At 71.2% G+C, this 14984-nt stretch carries 17 protein-coding genes; 9 read left to right on the forward strand and 8 right to left on the reverse strand.

Annotated features, from left to right (window positions below; genetic code table 11):
- Positions 1–3: 3 nt before the first annotated feature.
- From AB0C35_RS25095 to AB0C35_RS25125, 7 genes are read left to right on the forward strand one after another with little or no spacing between them, the layout of a single operon-like run.
- Positions 4–1134: a branched-chain amino acid ABC transporter permease gene (locus AB0C35_RS25095; RefSeq protein WP_358460151.1), complete on the forward strand. Its 1131-nt coding sequence runs from the start codon at positions 4–6 to the stop codon at positions 1132–1134.
- Positions 1131–1922 carry an ABC transporter ATP-binding protein gene (locus AB0C35_RS25100; protein WP_358460154.1) on the forward strand — a complete coding sequence of 264 codons (792 nt, stop codon included), beginning with the start codon at positions 1131–1133 and terminating at the stop codon, positions 1920–1922. The genes AB0C35_RS25095 and AB0C35_RS25100 overlap by 4 nt, the downstream gene beginning before the upstream one ends.
- A complete protein-coding gene (locus AB0C35_RS25105) occupies positions 1919–2689 on the forward strand; it encodes an ABC transporter ATP-binding protein (RefSeq protein WP_358460157.1) in 771 nt (256 codons plus the stop codon). Before AB0C35_RS25100 ends, AB0C35_RS25105 begins: the two co-directional genes overlap by 4 nt.
- On the forward strand, positions 2686–3264 hold the full coding sequence (locus AB0C35_RS25110) for an NAD(P)H-dependent oxidoreductase (protein ID WP_358460160.1): 579 nt from the start codon (positions 2686–2688) through the stop codon (positions 3262–3264). The genes AB0C35_RS25105 and AB0C35_RS25110 overlap by 4 nt, the downstream gene beginning before the upstream one ends.
- Entirely contained in the window at positions 3261–4388 is a 1128-nt protein-coding gene (locus AB0C35_RS25115; protein ID WP_358460163.1) for an alpha/beta hydrolase, read from the forward strand. The genes AB0C35_RS25110 and AB0C35_RS25115 overlap by 4 nt, the downstream gene beginning before the upstream one ends.
- Positions 4385–5965, forward strand: coding sequence for an AMP-binding protein (locus AB0C35_RS25120; RefSeq protein ID WP_358460166.1), 1581 nt, complete (start codon positions 4385–4387; stop codon positions 5963–5965). Before AB0C35_RS25115 ends, AB0C35_RS25120 begins: the two co-directional genes overlap by 4 nt.
- A gap of 10 nt (positions 5966–5975) precedes the next feature.
- Positions 5976–6755 carry an IclR family transcriptional regulator gene (locus AB0C35_RS25125; RefSeq protein WP_358460169.1) on the forward strand — a complete coding sequence of 260 codons (780 nt, stop codon included), beginning with the start codon at positions 5976–5978 and terminating at the stop codon, positions 6753–6755.
- 124 nt (positions 6756–6879) lie between these two features.
- Here the strand turns inward: AB0C35_RS25125 and AB0C35_RS25130 are convergent, their stop codons facing one another.
- The 3 genes from AB0C35_RS25130 to AB0C35_RS25140 form a co-directional block, all read right to left on the reverse strand.
- Entirely contained in the window at positions 6880–7257 is a 378-nt protein-coding gene (locus AB0C35_RS25130; RefSeq protein ID WP_358460172.1) for a nuclear transport factor 2 family protein, read from the reverse strand.
- On the reverse strand, positions 7254–7820 hold the full coding sequence (locus AB0C35_RS25135; protein ID WP_358460175.1) for a VOC family protein: 567 nt from the start codon (positions 7818–7820) through the stop codon (positions 7254–7256). Before AB0C35_RS25135 ends, AB0C35_RS25130 begins: the two co-directional genes overlap by 4 nt.
- Before the next feature lie 127 nt (positions 7821–7947).
- Positions 7948–8673, reverse strand: a complete 726-nt coding sequence (locus AB0C35_RS25140; RefSeq protein WP_358460178.1) for a GntR family transcriptional regulator — start codon at positions 8671–8673, stop codon at positions 7948–7950.
- 193 nt (positions 8674–8866) lie between these two features.
- Between AB0C35_RS25140 and AB0C35_RS25145 the strand changes: the two genes are divergently transcribed.
- Complete coding sequence (locus AB0C35_RS25145; RefSeq protein WP_358460180.1) at positions 8867–10042, forward strand: enolase C-terminal domain-like protein; 1176 nt, start codon at positions 8867–8869, stop codon at positions 10040–10042.
- Positions 10042–10962: a 2-dehydropantoate 2-reductase gene (locus AB0C35_RS25150; RefSeq protein ID WP_358460182.1), complete on the forward strand. Its 921-nt coding sequence runs from the start codon at positions 10042–10044 to the stop codon at positions 10960–10962. The genes AB0C35_RS25145 and AB0C35_RS25150 overlap by 1 nt, the downstream gene beginning before the upstream one ends.
- Before the next feature lie 40 nt (positions 10963–11002).
- On the opposite strand, the gene AB0C35_RS25155 is transcribed toward AB0C35_RS25150, so the two are convergent.
- The 5 genes from AB0C35_RS25155 to AB0C35_RS25175 all read right to left on the reverse strand — a co-directional run bounded on the left by AB0C35_RS25155 (position 11003) and on the right by AB0C35_RS25175 (position 14711).
- Positions 11003–11365, reverse strand: a complete 363-nt coding sequence (locus AB0C35_RS25155; RefSeq protein WP_358460184.1) for a hypothetical protein — start codon at positions 11363–11365, stop codon at positions 11003–11005.
- 73 nt (positions 11366–11438) lie between these two features.
- The gene (locus AB0C35_RS25160) at positions 11439–12632 is read right to left on the reverse strand and encodes an ABC transporter permease (RefSeq protein WP_358460187.1); all 1194 of its coding nucleotides are present in this window, start codon (positions 12630–12632) and stop codon (positions 11439–11441) included.
- Complete coding sequence (locus AB0C35_RS25165; protein ID WP_358460190.1) at positions 12629–13321, reverse strand: ABC transporter ATP-binding protein; 693 nt, start codon at positions 13319–13321, stop codon at positions 12629–12631. Before AB0C35_RS25165 ends, AB0C35_RS25160 begins: the two co-directional genes overlap by 4 nt.
- Positions 13318–14364: a peptidoglycan-binding protein gene (locus AB0C35_RS25170; RefSeq protein ID WP_358460193.1), complete on the reverse strand. Its 1047-nt coding sequence runs from the start codon at positions 14362–14364 to the stop codon at positions 13318–13320. The genes AB0C35_RS25165 and AB0C35_RS25170 overlap by 4 nt, the downstream gene beginning before the upstream one ends.
- Positions 14361–14711 (reverse strand): hypothetical protein, encoded by a 351-nt coding sequence (locus tag AB0C35_RS25175; RefSeq protein ID WP_358460197.1) that lies wholly within the window; start codon positions 14709–14711, stop codon positions 14361–14363. The genes AB0C35_RS25170 and AB0C35_RS25175 overlap by 4 nt, the downstream gene beginning before the upstream one ends.
- Between the last annotated feature and the right edge of the window lie 273 nt (positions 14712–14984).

The raw sequence follows: 14984 nt of genomic DNA on the forward strand, positions 1-14984 counted from the left end.
GCCTTGTCAGTCCTGACCAGCCCCCCGGGCGCCCACGACGCCGCGACTCCCCGGCCGCGCCCGCACCGCCTCCTCACCCGCGGGCGGACCGGCGTCGGCCTGTGGGTCGTCGCCATGCTCGTGCTGCCGCTGGTGCTCCGCTCCGAACTGTGGCTCGGCATCGGCATCTTCACCCTGATCGTCGGCGTCGGCGCCCTCGGCATGCAGGTGATCACCGGACTCGCCGGCCAGATCTCGCTGGGCCACGCCTTCTTCATGGGCATCGGCGCCTACAGCTCGGCCTGGCTCGGCGCCGACAAGGGCCTGCCCTGGTGGCTCTGGCTGCCGGCGGCCGGCCTCGTGGCCGCCGTGGCGGGCGCCCTGGTCGCGCCCGTCGCCGTCCGCATCCGCGGCCTCTACCTGGCCGTCGCCACCCTCGCCCTGGTCTTCATCGGCCTCTACGTGTGGGAGACGTGGACGAGCCTCAGCGGTGGCGTGAACGGGCGTCCGGCGGCACCGGTCCTCTTCGGCGACCAGGACCTCAGCCTGGGCGTCATGGCCGGGGACCAGATGATCCTGGACGCCTTCCAGGCCTGGTGGTACTTCGCGCTGGCGATCCTGCTGGTGGTCATGCTCCTCACCCACAACCTCAAGCACTCGCGGCTCGGCCGCGCCTTCATGGCCGTGCGGGACAAGGACGTGGCGGCCGCGGTGGTGGGCGTCCCGGTGACCCGGACCAAGACGATCGCTTTCGTCATCTCCTCCTTCTTCGCCGGCATCTCCGGGGCGCTGCTGGTGTCCTACATGGGCTACTTCACCCCCAGCCAGTGGCACCTGATGCTCTCGGTCGACTTCATCGCCATGATCGTGATCGGCGGTATGGGCACGGTCTCCGGGGCCCTGCTGGGGGCTCTGTTCGTGCGCGCGATACCCGAGGTCGTGAACCAGACCTCGGGCTTCCTGCCCTTCGTCCGCAAGGGCATGAGCACCGATGGCGGCATCACCGGGCCGCTCCTGTCCGGATTCCTCTACGGGTTGGTGATCGTGTTGATCCTGCTCTTCGAGCCCAACGGGATCCGGGCGCTCGCGCTCCGGGCCTGGCGGCGCCTGCTCGGACCACTGGGCGGCTCACGCGAAAGGCGGAAGACCTCATGAGCCGCAACGCCGCGAACGCGTCCGGCGGTCCGCCGGCCCTGCAGACGACGGCCGTCAGCGCCGGCTACGGCGCCGCCGGAGACGCCGTGACCGACCTGACCCTGCGGGTCCCCCAGGGGCAGGTCGTCAGCCTGCTCGGCCCCAACGGGGCGGGCAAGAGCACCACGATGCGGGCGATCTCGGGCCTGCTCGGGCTGCACCGCGGACGCCTCACCGGCGGCCGGGTGGAGCTCTTCGGCAAGGACATGACCGGGTCCCGCCCGTCGCAGCGCGTCCGCGCCGGGCTCGCCCAGTGCCTGGAGGGCAGAATGGTCTTCCCGGGGCTCAGCGTCGCCGAGAACCTCGCCAGCGGGGGGCACACGCGCCGCTACCGCGGTGCCGCGCTCACCGCGGCCCGCGACGAAGTGCTGACGCTGCTGCCGCCCCTGCGCAACCTGCTGGACCGCAAGGCGGGCTACCTGTCCGGTGGCGAGCAGCAGATGCTGGCGATCGCGCGGGCCCTGATGTCACGGCCGAAGCTGCTGCTCATGGACGAGCCGAGCCTGGGGCTCGCACCCCGGATCGTCGAGCAGGTCCGGGACATCATCGTGTCCATCAACGAGCAGGGCACCTCGATCCTGCTCGTCGAGCAGAACGCGCGCATGGCCCTGTCGATCTCCGGCTACGCCTACCTCCTCGAAGGCGGACGGATCTGCGCTGAGGGCACCCCGGCGGAGCTGGAGCAGGACAACGACATCGCGGCGGCCTACCTCGGCGCCGTGTCCACCGTCCCGGGAGCCGACTCGTGAGCCCCGCACTCCTGGAGGTCGAGGACCTCACCCTGTCGTTCGCGGGAGTCCGCGCGCTGGACGGGGTCACCTTCACCATCGACGAGGGCGACTTCTTCGCCGTGATCGGACCCAACGGAGCCGGCAAGTCCACGCTGTTCAACTGCATCTCCGGCATCTACCGCCCGGAGTCGGGGAGCATCCGGTTCGGCGGCCGGGAGATCCTGGGCACCGCCCCCCACCGGATCGCCGGCGCCGGGATCGCCCGCACGTTCCAGAACGTCGACGTCTTCCCGGCCATGACCGTGCAGGAATGCCTGCTCCTGGCCCGGCACCGGCACCTGCGCTCCGGGCCGGTGGCCGGCATGATCCGATGGGGTCGCAGTGCGCGTGAGGAGCGCGCGGCGCTGCGGCACGTCACCGAGGTGGCCGACCGCCTCGGACTCGGCGGCCTGCTGCAGCACACGGTCGGCCCGCTGCCCCACGGCGTGCAGAAGCGGGTCGAGCTCGCGCGCTCGCTGTGCATGGAGCCCCGGCTGCTGCTGCTCGACGAGCCGGTGGCGGGGATGAACCACAAGGAGACCGCCGAGATGGCGGCGACCCTGAGCGAGGTGAACTCCGACCTGGGCATCACCATGCTCCTGGTCGAACACGACATGTCGATGGTGATGGGCATCTCGAACCGGGTCTGCGTGCTCGACTTCGGGCGCCGCATCGCCCTCGACGTCCCGGCCAACGTCGTCCGTGACGAGGCCGTCATCGACGCCTACCTGGGAGGAGCACTGTGAGCACGGCCGACATCACCGTCTACGGAATCGTCGGGAGCCTGCGCGAGCGTTCGTGGAACCGGATGCTGCTGGAATCCGCGGCACGTCTGGCGCCGGACGGGGTCACCGTCACCATCAGCGACCTGGTGGGGCAGTTTCCGCTCTTCAACGAGGACCTGCTCGGCCAGGAGCCGTGGGCGGTCACCCGGATGCGCGAGGAGATCGCCGCCGCGGACGCGTTGATGATCGCCACCCCGGAGTACAACGGCGGGGTCCCGGGCGTCCTGAAGAACGCCTTCGACTGGATCTCCCTGCCCCTGGGCGCCTCGGTCCTCCAGGGCAAGCCGGTCGCCCTGATCGGCACCTCTCCCGGACGGCTGGGCACCGCCCGGAGCCAGTTCGAGCTGAGGAACATGTTCGTCTTCTCCCAGTCCCCGGTGATGCCGGGACCGGAGGTGGTCATGCCCTTCGCCCACGATTGCTTCGACCAGGCCGGGCACCTCACCGACCCGGTGGCCACCGAGCGCCTCGGGATCCTTTTCGGGAAGCTCCGCGCTCACGTGGCCGCGAGCCGGATCGAGGTGGCGGCCCAGTGATCACCCGCACCTTCATCTCCCGCCCCTCCACCGACGCCCCGCGGGCGGGCGCCGGCGGGCATCCCTGCCAGGGTCTCTACCACGCCCCGGAGGGCGGCCGCCCGACGGTGGCGCTGATCGCCACCCACTATCAGATCGACTTCGCCGAGCACTATCTCGCCGACCTGATGGCCGAGCGCGGCATCGGCTTCCTGGGATGGAACACCCGGTTCCGCGGCTACGAGTGGAACTTCCGGCTCGACCAGGCACTGGTGGACATCGGGGTCGGCGTGCGCTGGCTGCGCGAGGAGGCCGGGGTCGACTCGGTCATCCTGCTGGGCAACTCGGGGGGCGGCTCCCTGATGGCCGCCTACCAGGCTCAGGCCGTCGACCCGACCCTGCGGCCCCCGATCGGCCACGGCCCCGTCCCGGGCGTGGACGAACTGCCCGCCGCCGACGGCTACGTGTCCCTGGCGGCGCACCTGGGCCGTCCCGACGTCCTCACGGCCTGGATGGACGCCGCGGTCGTCGACGAGTTCGACCCCGTGGCCACCGACCCCTCCCTCGACCTGTTCAACCCGCAAAACGGTCCGCCGTACAGCGCCGAGTTCATCGAGCGCTACCGGCGAGCGCAGGTCGACCGCAACCACCGGATCACCGCGTGGGCCAAGGCGGAGCTGGCCCGGCTCACCGAGGCCGGCTACTACGACCGCCACTTCACCGTGCCCCGGACCTGGGCCGATCCGAGGATGGTCGACCCCTCCCTGGAGCCCACCGACCGGAAACCGAACAGCTGCTACCGTGGTTCTGTCGAGGCCGCTAACCGAGGCGACCGAGGGATCGCCGGGGAGACGACGGTGCGCAACTGGCTCAACATGTGGAGCCTGAGCGAGTCGCCCTGCCGCGGTGAGGCCAACCTGACCAAGGTCACGGTCCCGTCACTGATCATCAATCCGACCGGGGACACCGGCGTCTTCCCCAGCGACGCCGACCGGATCGCCGATGCCCTGGCCGGCGAGGACAAGACCCGCCGCGACCACCGCGGGGACCACTACTTCCTGGAGCCCGAGGGCGCCCGGGACGCGGTCGCCGACACGATCACCGGCTGGCTCGCCCCGCGCTTCGGGAGCGGGAGCACCCCATGACGGCGTCCGCGGCGATCCAGGGCGCTCGGGGCCAGCACTGGATCGCGCACCTGGCCCGGCATGCCCAGGTCCGGCCCGAGACGGCCGCGCTGCGGTGCGGCGAGGTCTCCTACACGTGGCGCCGGCTCGCCGACCGGGTGCTGCGGTTCAGCCGTACGCTCGCGCGACTGGGCATCGGCTCCGGCGACCGGGTCGCCTTCGTGATGGGCAACGGGGTCGAGTACGTGGAGTCGCTCCTGGCGGTCAGCGCCGCCGGGGCGATCGGGGTGCCGGTGAACCCCCGGCTGGCCACCGGCGAGGTGACCTTCATCCTCCGTGACTGCGGCGCCTCCCTGGTGCTCACCGATGCCGCGTACCACCGGCTGGCCACCGGCGCGGCCGAGGACGACGGCATCCGCGTGGTGAACGTCTCCGGACGAGCCGGACAGCCCGACGCGGACCCGCCCGACGGCCCCGCCACGAGCTCGCCCGCCGACGCCCTGGCGGCGATCGGCGTGGACGAGTCCGCGCCGGCGCTGATCATGTACACCTCCGGCACGACCGGACGCCCCAAGGGCGCGGTGCTCACCCACCGGAATCTGCTCGCCCAGAGCCAGACCAACCTGGTCGCCTTCCGCTTCGAGATGCACGACGAGGTGTACCTCTGCGCCTCGCCGCTCTTCCACATCGGCGCCATCGGCGGTCTGGCCCCGGCCCTGCTCGTCGGCGCCTCCGTGGTCGTGATGCCCACCGGCGCATTCGACGCCGGCGAGCACCTCGACGTGATGGCCGAGCACCGGGTCACCTCCGTCTTCCTGGTGCCCGCCCAATGGCAGGCCCTCGTGGCCGAGCAGCGGCAGCGGCCCCGTGACCTGTCCCGGCTGCGCGTCGCCGCGTGGGGGGCCGCCCCGGCCACCGACGCACTCCTGCGGGAGATGGGCGAGGTCTTCGCCGGCGCCGACATGCTCGCCCTCTTCGGCCAGACCGAGATGTCACCGGTCACCTGCGTGCTGGAGGGCAAGGACGCACGCCGGAAGCTGGGCTCGGTGGGACGACCGGCGCCGGGCGTGTGGGCGCGCGTGGTCGACGCCGAGATGAACGACGTCCCCGCCGGCGAGATCGGCGAGATCGTCTACCGGGGGCCGGGCATGACGCCGGGCTATTGGAACCTGCCCGAGGCGACCGCCGAAGCCTTCGCCGGGGGCTGGTTCCACTCCGGCGACCTGGTCCGCGTCGATGACGAAGGGTTCGTCTACGTGGTCGACCGGCTCAAGGACATGGTCATCACCGGCGGCGAGAACGTCTACTGCGCCGAAGTGGAGAACGTGCTCGCCTCACACCCGGACATCGCCGAGGTGGCGGTCGTGGGCCGGCCGCATCCACGGTGGGGCGAGACGCCGATCGCGGTGATCTCGCCGGTCCCCGGGCGGCCGGCGCCGTCGATCGAGGAACTGCGTGATCACGCCCGGCGCGAGCTGGCGGCGTACAAGCTGCCGACCGGCGTCGAGACGGTCGAACGGCTCCCCCGCAATCCCTCGGGGAAGGTGCTCAAGTTCGAACTGCGAGACGGAAGGATCGATGACAGCGTCCACGGATAGAGTCCGCTGGGTGGACAGCTCCTCCCCAGCTCAGCCTCGTAAGCCGCAGTATCCGATCGAGTCGGTCGACAACGCGCTGCGCATCCTGCTGCTGCTGGGCGAGCGGAAGAGCCTGCGCCTCACCGAGGTGAGCGAGTACCTCTCGGTGGCGTCGTCCACCGCGCACCGGGTGCTGGCGATGCTGCAGTACCGGGGGTTCGTCCGCCAGTCGGGCAGCTCGCGGGCCTACGAGCCGGGTCCGGCGCTCACCGAGATCGCCTTCTCGGTGCTGCGGCGGATCGACGTCCGCGAACAGGTCCGCCCGATGCTGGAGGACCTCGCCAAGCACTACGGCGAGACCGTCCACCTCGCCCGCCTCGACGGCGCGCTGGTGTCCTTCGTCGATGCCGTGGAGAGCAGCCGGGCCGTGCGGGTCGGATCGCGCATGGGCAAGACGCTCCCGGCCCATGTCTCGGCCTCCGGCAAGGCACTGCTGTCGCTGCTGCCGGACGAGGCCGTGGTCGCGCTCTATCCGCAGGAGGAACTAGAGCAGCTGACCCCCCAGTCACTGAGCACTCGGACCGCGCTCCTGGAGGATCTGAAGCGCATCCGGAAGCGGGGCTATGCCACCGGGTTGCAGGAGAGCGAGGACGGGGTCATCGCGGTGGCCGCGCCGCTCGGCACCCATGCCGGCGCCCGGTACGCGGTGAGCATCTCGGCGCCCAGTCACCGCAGGCAGGACTTCACCGAGGTGACCGTGGCCGAGGATCTGCTGCGCTTCGCCGAGGGGAGCCGCAGCTTCTTCTCCTGAGCGAGAGCCCTGACGAACGTACTGCGTCGGCCCGACGCCGAACGGCGTCGGCGGCACCCCGGACATGGCGCAGACCCGGTGCCGGTCGTGCGTCGCCCGACCGGCACCGGGTCCGCCTCGGCGCTCAGGCCGCGAGGACGACGGCGAGCTGGCTGCGATCGAAGTACTCCTCGATCCGCCGGATCCTGCCGTCCTCGACGTACACGCGCAGGATCGCCGGGATCGCGGCCGACCGGCCGTTGCGCTCGACCTCGATCACGTGCTGGCGGAGGAAACCGTCCTCGAGTGCGGTGTGTCGAGGCTGGGCGTAGCCGAACTTGTCGTAACGGCTGGAGATGCTTCCCAGCGTCGCGAGGTTCTCTTCCTTGGACTGATCGACGTCGTCATAGTTGTGCCAGACGGTGACGTCGTCGTGGTACAGGGCGGAGACCGCCTCGATGTCACCGGCTTCCACGAGCCGGAAGAACCTCTCGGCGTACTCCACCATCGACTCTCCGCTCATGCGGAGGCGCCCTGGGCGGCCGGGACACCCGCGGCGGTCATCGGCGCGAGGTTGACGTCGTCCTCGTTCAGCTCACGCGTCCAGGCGGCGAACTCCAGCAGCACACCGTCCGGGTCGAAGAAGTACATCGAACGGACGAAGACACCCTCATGGAAGGTCTCCGCCACACCGCGCGGGCTGTCGTCGTGCTCAAGGACGGGACCGGTCTCGACGCCCTTGGCATCGAGCTTGGCCTTGTACTCATCGAACTTGTCGAGCGGGATCTTGAATGCGACGTGGTTCATCGAGGCGTGGGCCGTGGCGATGTCTCCGAGACCCGGCAGCACCGCGGACGAGGCGATGCCGGGGGCCCGCTTGGGCGCATCGGGGAACCAGAAGAAGGCCAGGAACTGGTCGCCGCCCATGTCGAAGAAGAAGTGCTGACCGCCGTTGGGCATCTTGATCGTCTTCTTCAGCTTCATGCCGAGGACGTTGGTGTAGAAGTCGACGGTGCGCTCCATGTCCTCGCAGACCAGCGCGAGGTGGCAGAGCCCCTGGAGCTCGAACTCGGAGTTGGCGCCCATGGTGATCCTCCCGTGAAGTGACCCGCCCACGCTATCGGAAAGTGTTTCTGTCCACCAGACTTTTTCTTGAACGGTCTGGACAATTGGGCCGCGGCGACACACCCGCCCCCAGTCTCCGCAGGCTATGTCAGCCGCGACCGCGCTCCAGGTCAACGGCATACTCGAACCGATCAGCGGGGTGTACCGAGACCGTGATCTCGAAGGGGTCCCCGGCGCGATCCAGGTACCGCCGCATCATCTGCAGCACCGGCGAACCGGCGGTGGTGCGCAGCAGATCGACCATGGCGTCCGGCACCGTCGCCGCCCGCATCCGCTGCTCGATGGTGTGCACGGTGCGGCCGGTCGTCTGCTCGACCATGTCCGAGATCAACCGCTTGGGGTCCAGCACCTGGTCGCCCACGGCCTCGGCGATGTCGGGCTCGAGGTAGACGTCGGTGCAGCACAACGGCCAGCCATCGTCGACCGGGTCGATGCGCAGCATCCGGATCTTGGTCCAGCGCTGCCCTGGCCGGCAGCCCAGGACCAGGGCGTCGACCTCGTCGACCACCACGTCGGCGATCGACAGCACCTGGCGGTCCGTCTCCACGGAGTACTGCATCAGGTCGCCCACCGAATGCACGGAACGGGCGAAGACCGAATGCGGCTTCAGACGCTCGACGCGGGTGCCGCGCCGAGGCCGGCGAGAGACGAGCCCCAACTCCTCCACGATGTCGAGCGCGGCTCGGATCGTGCCCCGGCTGACGTCGAACTCCGCCGCCAGGTCCACTTCAGGCGCGAACTGCCCGCCGATCGGCCAGCGTCCCGACTGGATCTGCCGGACCAGTTCCTCGGCGACTTCCTCGTAACGCCTCATTGCCCTCTCCCGTCCTCGGGTCCACCGTCCGCAGGACCGAAAGACATTGTGACCTGTAACACCCAGGTGGAGCGCCCCGCGAAACCCACCGGCGCCGAGCACCGGCCGGCCACCGGACAGACGGGCCCGGCCAAAAGGGGCGACAGTGATTAGACTAGACAATTCGAACGGTCTAGATCATAGTCTGAGGGCCATGCGCATCACCGACATCCGCGAAGTCGCGGTCCCCCTCCGTGGGGACATCACCAACTCCGTGGTGAACTTTGCCGAGCACACCGTCTCCCTGGTGGCCGTCCAGACCGACGTCCGCCGCGACGGGGGTCCGCTCACCGGCATCGCCTTCAACTCGATCGGGCGCCATGCCCAAGGGGGCATCCTACGGGAGCGGATGATCCCGCGGCTGCTGGCCGCCGACCCCGACGCCCTGCTCGACCCGTCGACCGGGCTGCTCTCGCCCGCCCGCGTGCTCGGGTGCACCATGCGGGACGAGAAGCCCGGCGGCCACGGCGACCGCGCCGCGGCGGCCAGTGCGGTGGAGCTCGCGGTGTGGGACCTGCTGGCCAAGCACAACGACGAGCCGGCCCATGCCACCATCGCCCGGGCCTTCGGTCGCCGGCCCATGACCGGCGGTGTGCCGGTCTACGCCGCGGGGGGCTACTACCACCCCGACGACTCCCTGGACCGGCTCCGCGACGAGCTCACCGGCTACGCGGACCGGGGCTATCGCACGGTCAAGATCAAGATCGGCGGCATGCCGCTCCCCGAGGACGTGGCCCGGGTCGAGGCGGCCATCGAGGTGATCGGCGGCGGGGACGGGGTGGCCGTCGACGCCAACGGGCGCTTCGACCGGGACCAGGCCCTGGCCTACGCCGCGGCTCTGGCCGGCCTCGGCCTGCGTTGGTACGAGGAGCCCGCGGACCCCCTCGACTACGCGCTGCACAAGGAACTGACCGAGGCCTACCCGGGGGCCATCGCCACCGGCGAGAACCTCTTCTCCTTCCAGGACGTGCGCAACCTGCTCGCCTACGGTGGAGTACGGCCCGACCGGGACATCTTCCAGATGGACGCCGGCCTCAGCTACGGGCTGACCGAGTACGCTCGCATGCTCGACGTCATGGAGTCGCGTGACGTCGACCGGTCCCAGGCGTTCCCGCACGGCGGGCACCTGATCAACCTGCACATCGTGGCCGGCCTGGGGCTGGGCGGCTGCGAATCCTATCCGGGAGTCTTCGAGCCCTTCGGCGGTTACAGTCCGGACTGCCGGCTCTCCGACGGCCTGGTCCACCCCGGCCAGGCGCCCGGGTTCGGCCTGGAGGCCAAACCGGGTCTCGGTGACGAGATCGCCAACCTCCTCAAGGAGCTGGGCTGATGAGGATCTGCGTCGTCGGCTGCGGAGCCATGGGCTCGGTGTACGCCGCACGCCTGAGCCGCGCGGGCCACGAGGTGTCGGTGGTCGACGCGTGGCAGGCCCACGTGGAGGTCATCGCCCGCGACGGGCTGCACGTCCACGGACCGGACGGGGAGTTCCGCGCCGCGGTCGCGGCCCACGCCACCGTGCCCGCCGATCCCGTCGACCTCGTGGTGCTCGCCGTCAAGGCCGCCGACGTGCCCGAGGCCGCAGCCGGACTCGCACCGCTGCTGGAAACGGGGACCACCGTGCTGACCATCCAGAACGGCCTCGGTTCCGCCGATGTCGTGGCCGGTGCGGTGGGCGCCGAACGCCTGGCCGTCGGCATCGCCAGCGGCTTCGGCGCCGGCCTGCGCGGGCCGGGCCGGGTGCACCACAACGCGATGCGCGCCCTGAGGTTCGGCGCCCACAGCTCCCTGCCCCCCGAACGGGTCGAGGAGGTTGCCGCGGCCTGGCGAACCGCCGGGTTCGACGCGGAGGCCGTGCACGACATCATCGCGATGCAGTGGGAGAAGCTCATCTGCAACGTGGCCTACAGCGCTCCGTGCGCCCTGACCGGGCTGACCGTGGGCGAGATCCGCGACCACCCCGAGTTGGCGCGGACGAGCCAGGCCGCGGCGATCGAGGCCTGGGAGACCGCCCGGGCGCGCGGGGTGGCCATCGACGTGCCGGACCCCGTGGAACTCGTGCGCGAGTTCGCGGCCCGGATGCCCGGTGCCGAGCCGTCCGCGCTGCTGGACCATAAGGCTCGCCGGACCAGCGAGATCGATGTGATCAACGGTGCGGTCCCACGGGAGGCGGCCAAGGTGGGCCGCACGGCACCGGTCAACCAGGCGCTGACCGCCCTGGCCCGCCATCGCGAGGCCGCCTGGCGACGGTGACCTCGCCTCGGGCGGGGCGGCGTCCTCGTCCAGGGACCGCCTAGAGATCCGGCAGGGGGTCCTTGGGCAGGCTGTCGCGGTCGAAGATCTCGGCGTCGGCGGCGTTGACGACGGCGGCGTACTCGTCGTCCACCTCGAACACCGCGCCGGCGAACTCGAACGACGCGCCGACGCCGGTCTCCACCGGCCCGATCCGGGTGCCGCGGGGGTAGCTGCCCCAGACGGTCTTCGGAGTGGTGCGGCTCATCGCGCCGGTGGAGATCACCGCGATCTGGTCGTCGGTGACGACGAAGATGAAGCCCGCCCCGCCGCCGTAGGCCATCGCGGGGAAGATGTAGCCGATCTCCCCGTCGATCCCGAGGAACTCGCGGCAGCGTTCGCGCAACGGGCGTGGCACCGGCATGACGGTTGGGGCACCTCCCAGGACGTTGTCTGCGGTCACAATCATGCCCCGGTTCGTCAGGGCGTGGCCAGGGTCAGACCGTCGCGAGAGCCGCGGTCGGCGGCAGCCGCGCCGCGCGCATCGCCGGATACAGGCCCGCGACCGTCCCGATCGCCAGGGTCGCGGCGAGCGCGCCGCCGAGCGCCCAGGCGGGCACGACCGGCGGCCAGCCCTTCCACAGCGCGAACCCGGCGGTGACCGCCGCGCCGAGCGCGACGCCGGCGGCGCCGCCGAACGCCGACAGCAGCAGCGACTCGGCCAGGAACTGCACCCGAACCTGCCCGCGCGTCGCGCCGAGCGACCGGCGCAGCCCGATCTCGCGCCGCCGCTCCAGCACCGAGATGACCATGGTGTTGGCGACGCCGACCCCGCCGACCAGCAGCGCGACGGCGCCGAGCCCGAGCAGCAGCCCGGTGAACGCCCCGTCCGCGGCGGCCCTGGCCTCCAGCGCGTCCGAGGGGCGGCTGACCTCGACCTCCTCGGGATGCTCGGGACTGACCGTCCGCGCCAGGACGTTCCGGACGTCGCCGACCGAGGCGTCCGCCGACCGCTCGTAGATCGTCGTCGGATGCCCGTCGAACCCCAGATACCGCTCCGCGGCGTCCCAGCCGACGAGGGCCGACCGGTCGATCTCGGGCGCCAGCTCGGCGGGCCGCAGCACACCGAGGACGGTGAACCACCTCCCGCCGATCCACACCTGCCCGCCCGCGCGGTCCAGGCCGAGCCGCCCGGCCGCCTGGTCGCCGAGCACGACGCCCGGGTAGCGCCCGGTGGCCGCGTTCAGCCACCCGCCACTCGCCGTGTCCACCTCAAGCGTTCCCAGCAGCTCGACGGTGGCCGCCTGCACCGCGATCCCGTGCGTGACCTCCTCGGGAATCTTGTCGGTGCGGCGCACGGTCGCGTCCACCGAACCCGTCGCCCCGACCGCCGTGACGGGCCCGATCCTGCGGACCATCTCCGGCGCCCCCACTGGCAACGCAGCCTTCTCACCGAACAGCGTGTCGCCGGGCTTGACCGTCAGCAGGTTCGTCCCGAGCCGATCGAGGCGCCGCAGCAGATCCTCCTTGCCGGACGACGAGATCCCGATGACCGCGACCATCGCCGCGATCCCGATCGCGATGCCCAGCGCGGACAGGACCACCCTGGCCGGACGCGCCCGCAGCCCGCCGAGCCCGACGCGCAGCACATCGCCCGCGCTGAGCCGCGCGGGCACCAGCGCGGCCCTCACCGGCTCCCCGCCCGCTCGTCGGCCACGACCAGGCCGTCCCGCATCCTCACCCGGCGCGGCGCCCTGCCCGCGACCTCCAGGTCATGCGTGATGATCGCGACGGTGGTGCCGGCGCGGTTCAGCTCGTCCAGCAGGGCCAGCACCTCAGCGCCCGCCTCCGAGTCGAGGTTCCCGGTCGGCTCGTCGGCCAGCAGCAGATCCGGCTCCCCGACCACGGCCCGCGCGACCGCGACCCGCTGCTGCTCACCCCCCGAAAGCTCATGCGGCCGATGCCCGGCCCTCCCCCCGAGCCCGACCCGCTCCAGCGCCGCCCGCGCCCGCTCCCGGCGCTCCTTCAACCCCGTACCGCTGTAGAGGAGCCCGTCGGCGACGTTGTCGAGAGCACTCACCCCCGCGGCCAGATGGAACTGCTGGAACACGAACCCGACATGCCGCGCCCGAAGGGCCGACAACTCCCGGTCACTCAGCCCCGGCACCTCATGCCCGGCGACCTTCACACTCCCCTCCGTCGGACGATCCAGCGTCCCGATCATGTGCAGAAGCGTCGACTTCCCGGACCCGGACGGCCCCACGATCGCGGCCATCTCCCCCGGCGCGATCACCAGATCGACCCCCCGCAGAGCCACCACACCGGGGTACTCCTTCGTCACTCCACCCAGCTCAACGATGTCCGCACCCTGCACGCTCATTCGGCCGGCACCCCGACCTTCACACCTTCCCGCAGCCCGCCTCCGCCGACCTCGACGCGGCCCCCACCGAACGCCCCGACATCCACCGGGACGAGCCGCCGCCGCGTCCCGTCCACGACCTCGACACCGAAGCCGCCCTCACGCAGCGCCAGCAGCGCCTCCACCGGCACCGACAGGACGTCCTTCCTTCGCTCGCTCTCCAGCTCCACACTCACCGGCGCCTCGTCCAGCCGCCCCGTCTCGGCATCGCCGAGCGAGATCTCGACGTCGACCGTGGTCTTCTTCTCCTGCCCCGACCCGCTGGTCTCCGCGACCTTCCCGACCTCGGTGATCTCCCCCTTGACGCTCCTGCCACCGGGCAACTCCACGGCGACCTCGGCCCCCTTCTCGGCGAGATCCTGCTTGTCGGCATCGAGATCCACATGGACGATGCGCCGCGTCCCCGCCACCGTCAGGACCGGCTGCCCTTCAGCGATCCGCTGCCCCTCGGGCGCCTTGACGTCCCGCACGAGCACGGCCCCGCCCAGGAAGACGACCTGATCCGGGCCGACCGCCCCGGTCTCCTCCAGACCCCGATCGTCCTGCCACTCCTTCACAGCTGCCTCGGTCGCCCCCGTGAACTGCTTGTCCACGGTCATGCCGCCATATCCGAGAGCCCGCAGGTTCTGTTCGAGCTGCCGCACGTCCTTACCCGAGTCCCCCTGCCTGAGCGTCCGGTACATGGGGCTACCGCCGTACATAAGCGTGACCGGCCTGCCGGCCACGCTCAGCAGCGTCCCGCCCCGCTTGACCGTCGCCCCCTGCCCCGGCGTCCACGTCACCACCCCCGACGCACCCGTCCACACCTCGCGGACGCCGTCATAGGTGAGCTTCCCGTCCACCGTCTCCGTATCGACGAGATCGCCCCGGCTCACCTCAGCCGTGGCCAGCCGCGCCTTCTGCCCGGCCTCCGCCTCGTCACCGTCCGCCGTCCAGGCCAACGCACCTCCCCCGCCGACCACCACCAGGCCGGCGACGCCGCCCACGACCACGAGCCGCCTCACTTGCCGACGCCCGGCAGGTCGAGCTCGCATTTCTCCCGGGCCTTCTCCAGCGCATTCCGGTCGATGTCCCCCGTCGGAAGCTTGAACTCCCCGTCCGGCCCCGGATCCGGTATGTCGACCCCGTGCTCGCGCATGCACTGCGCGAACTCGACGTACTGATCACGCACCTTCGGGTCCTTCAGATCGGGCATCCTCCCCCCGGCCTGCAGCCACGACTGGCACTTCTCCAGCGCCGCCTCCAGCTTCTTCCGGTCGCCGCCCTCCCCCAGCCGCCTCGCCTCCGCGTCCCCGCTGCCCGGATCGGGAACGTCCACCCCGTTCTCCCGCATGCACTGCGCGAACTTCAACTGCGCGTCCTCCGGCGAGAGCGACGTACCGGGCGACGCCGAAGCCGTGGAGGCCCCCGCCCCACCGGCACTGGCCACCCCACTCCCACCACCGTCGCCCCCGCACCCGCCAAGCCCGACCAGAACCGGCACCGCAACCACCGCGGCCCAAACCCGAAGTCCCATGAAGCCCTCCCCGCCGAGGACACCCGCCCCGACGAAAAGCCACAAAACCCACCCCCGCGTTAAACCCGCATTAGCCACGCCACTGGGCAGGTGGACGCCGGCCGCCGA

Source organism: Spirillospora sp. NPDC048819 (genome assembly GCF_040650055.1).
In the GTDB taxonomy this organism is placed as follows: Bacteria; Actinomycetota; Actinomycetes; order Streptosporangiales; family Streptosporangiaceae; genus Spirillospora.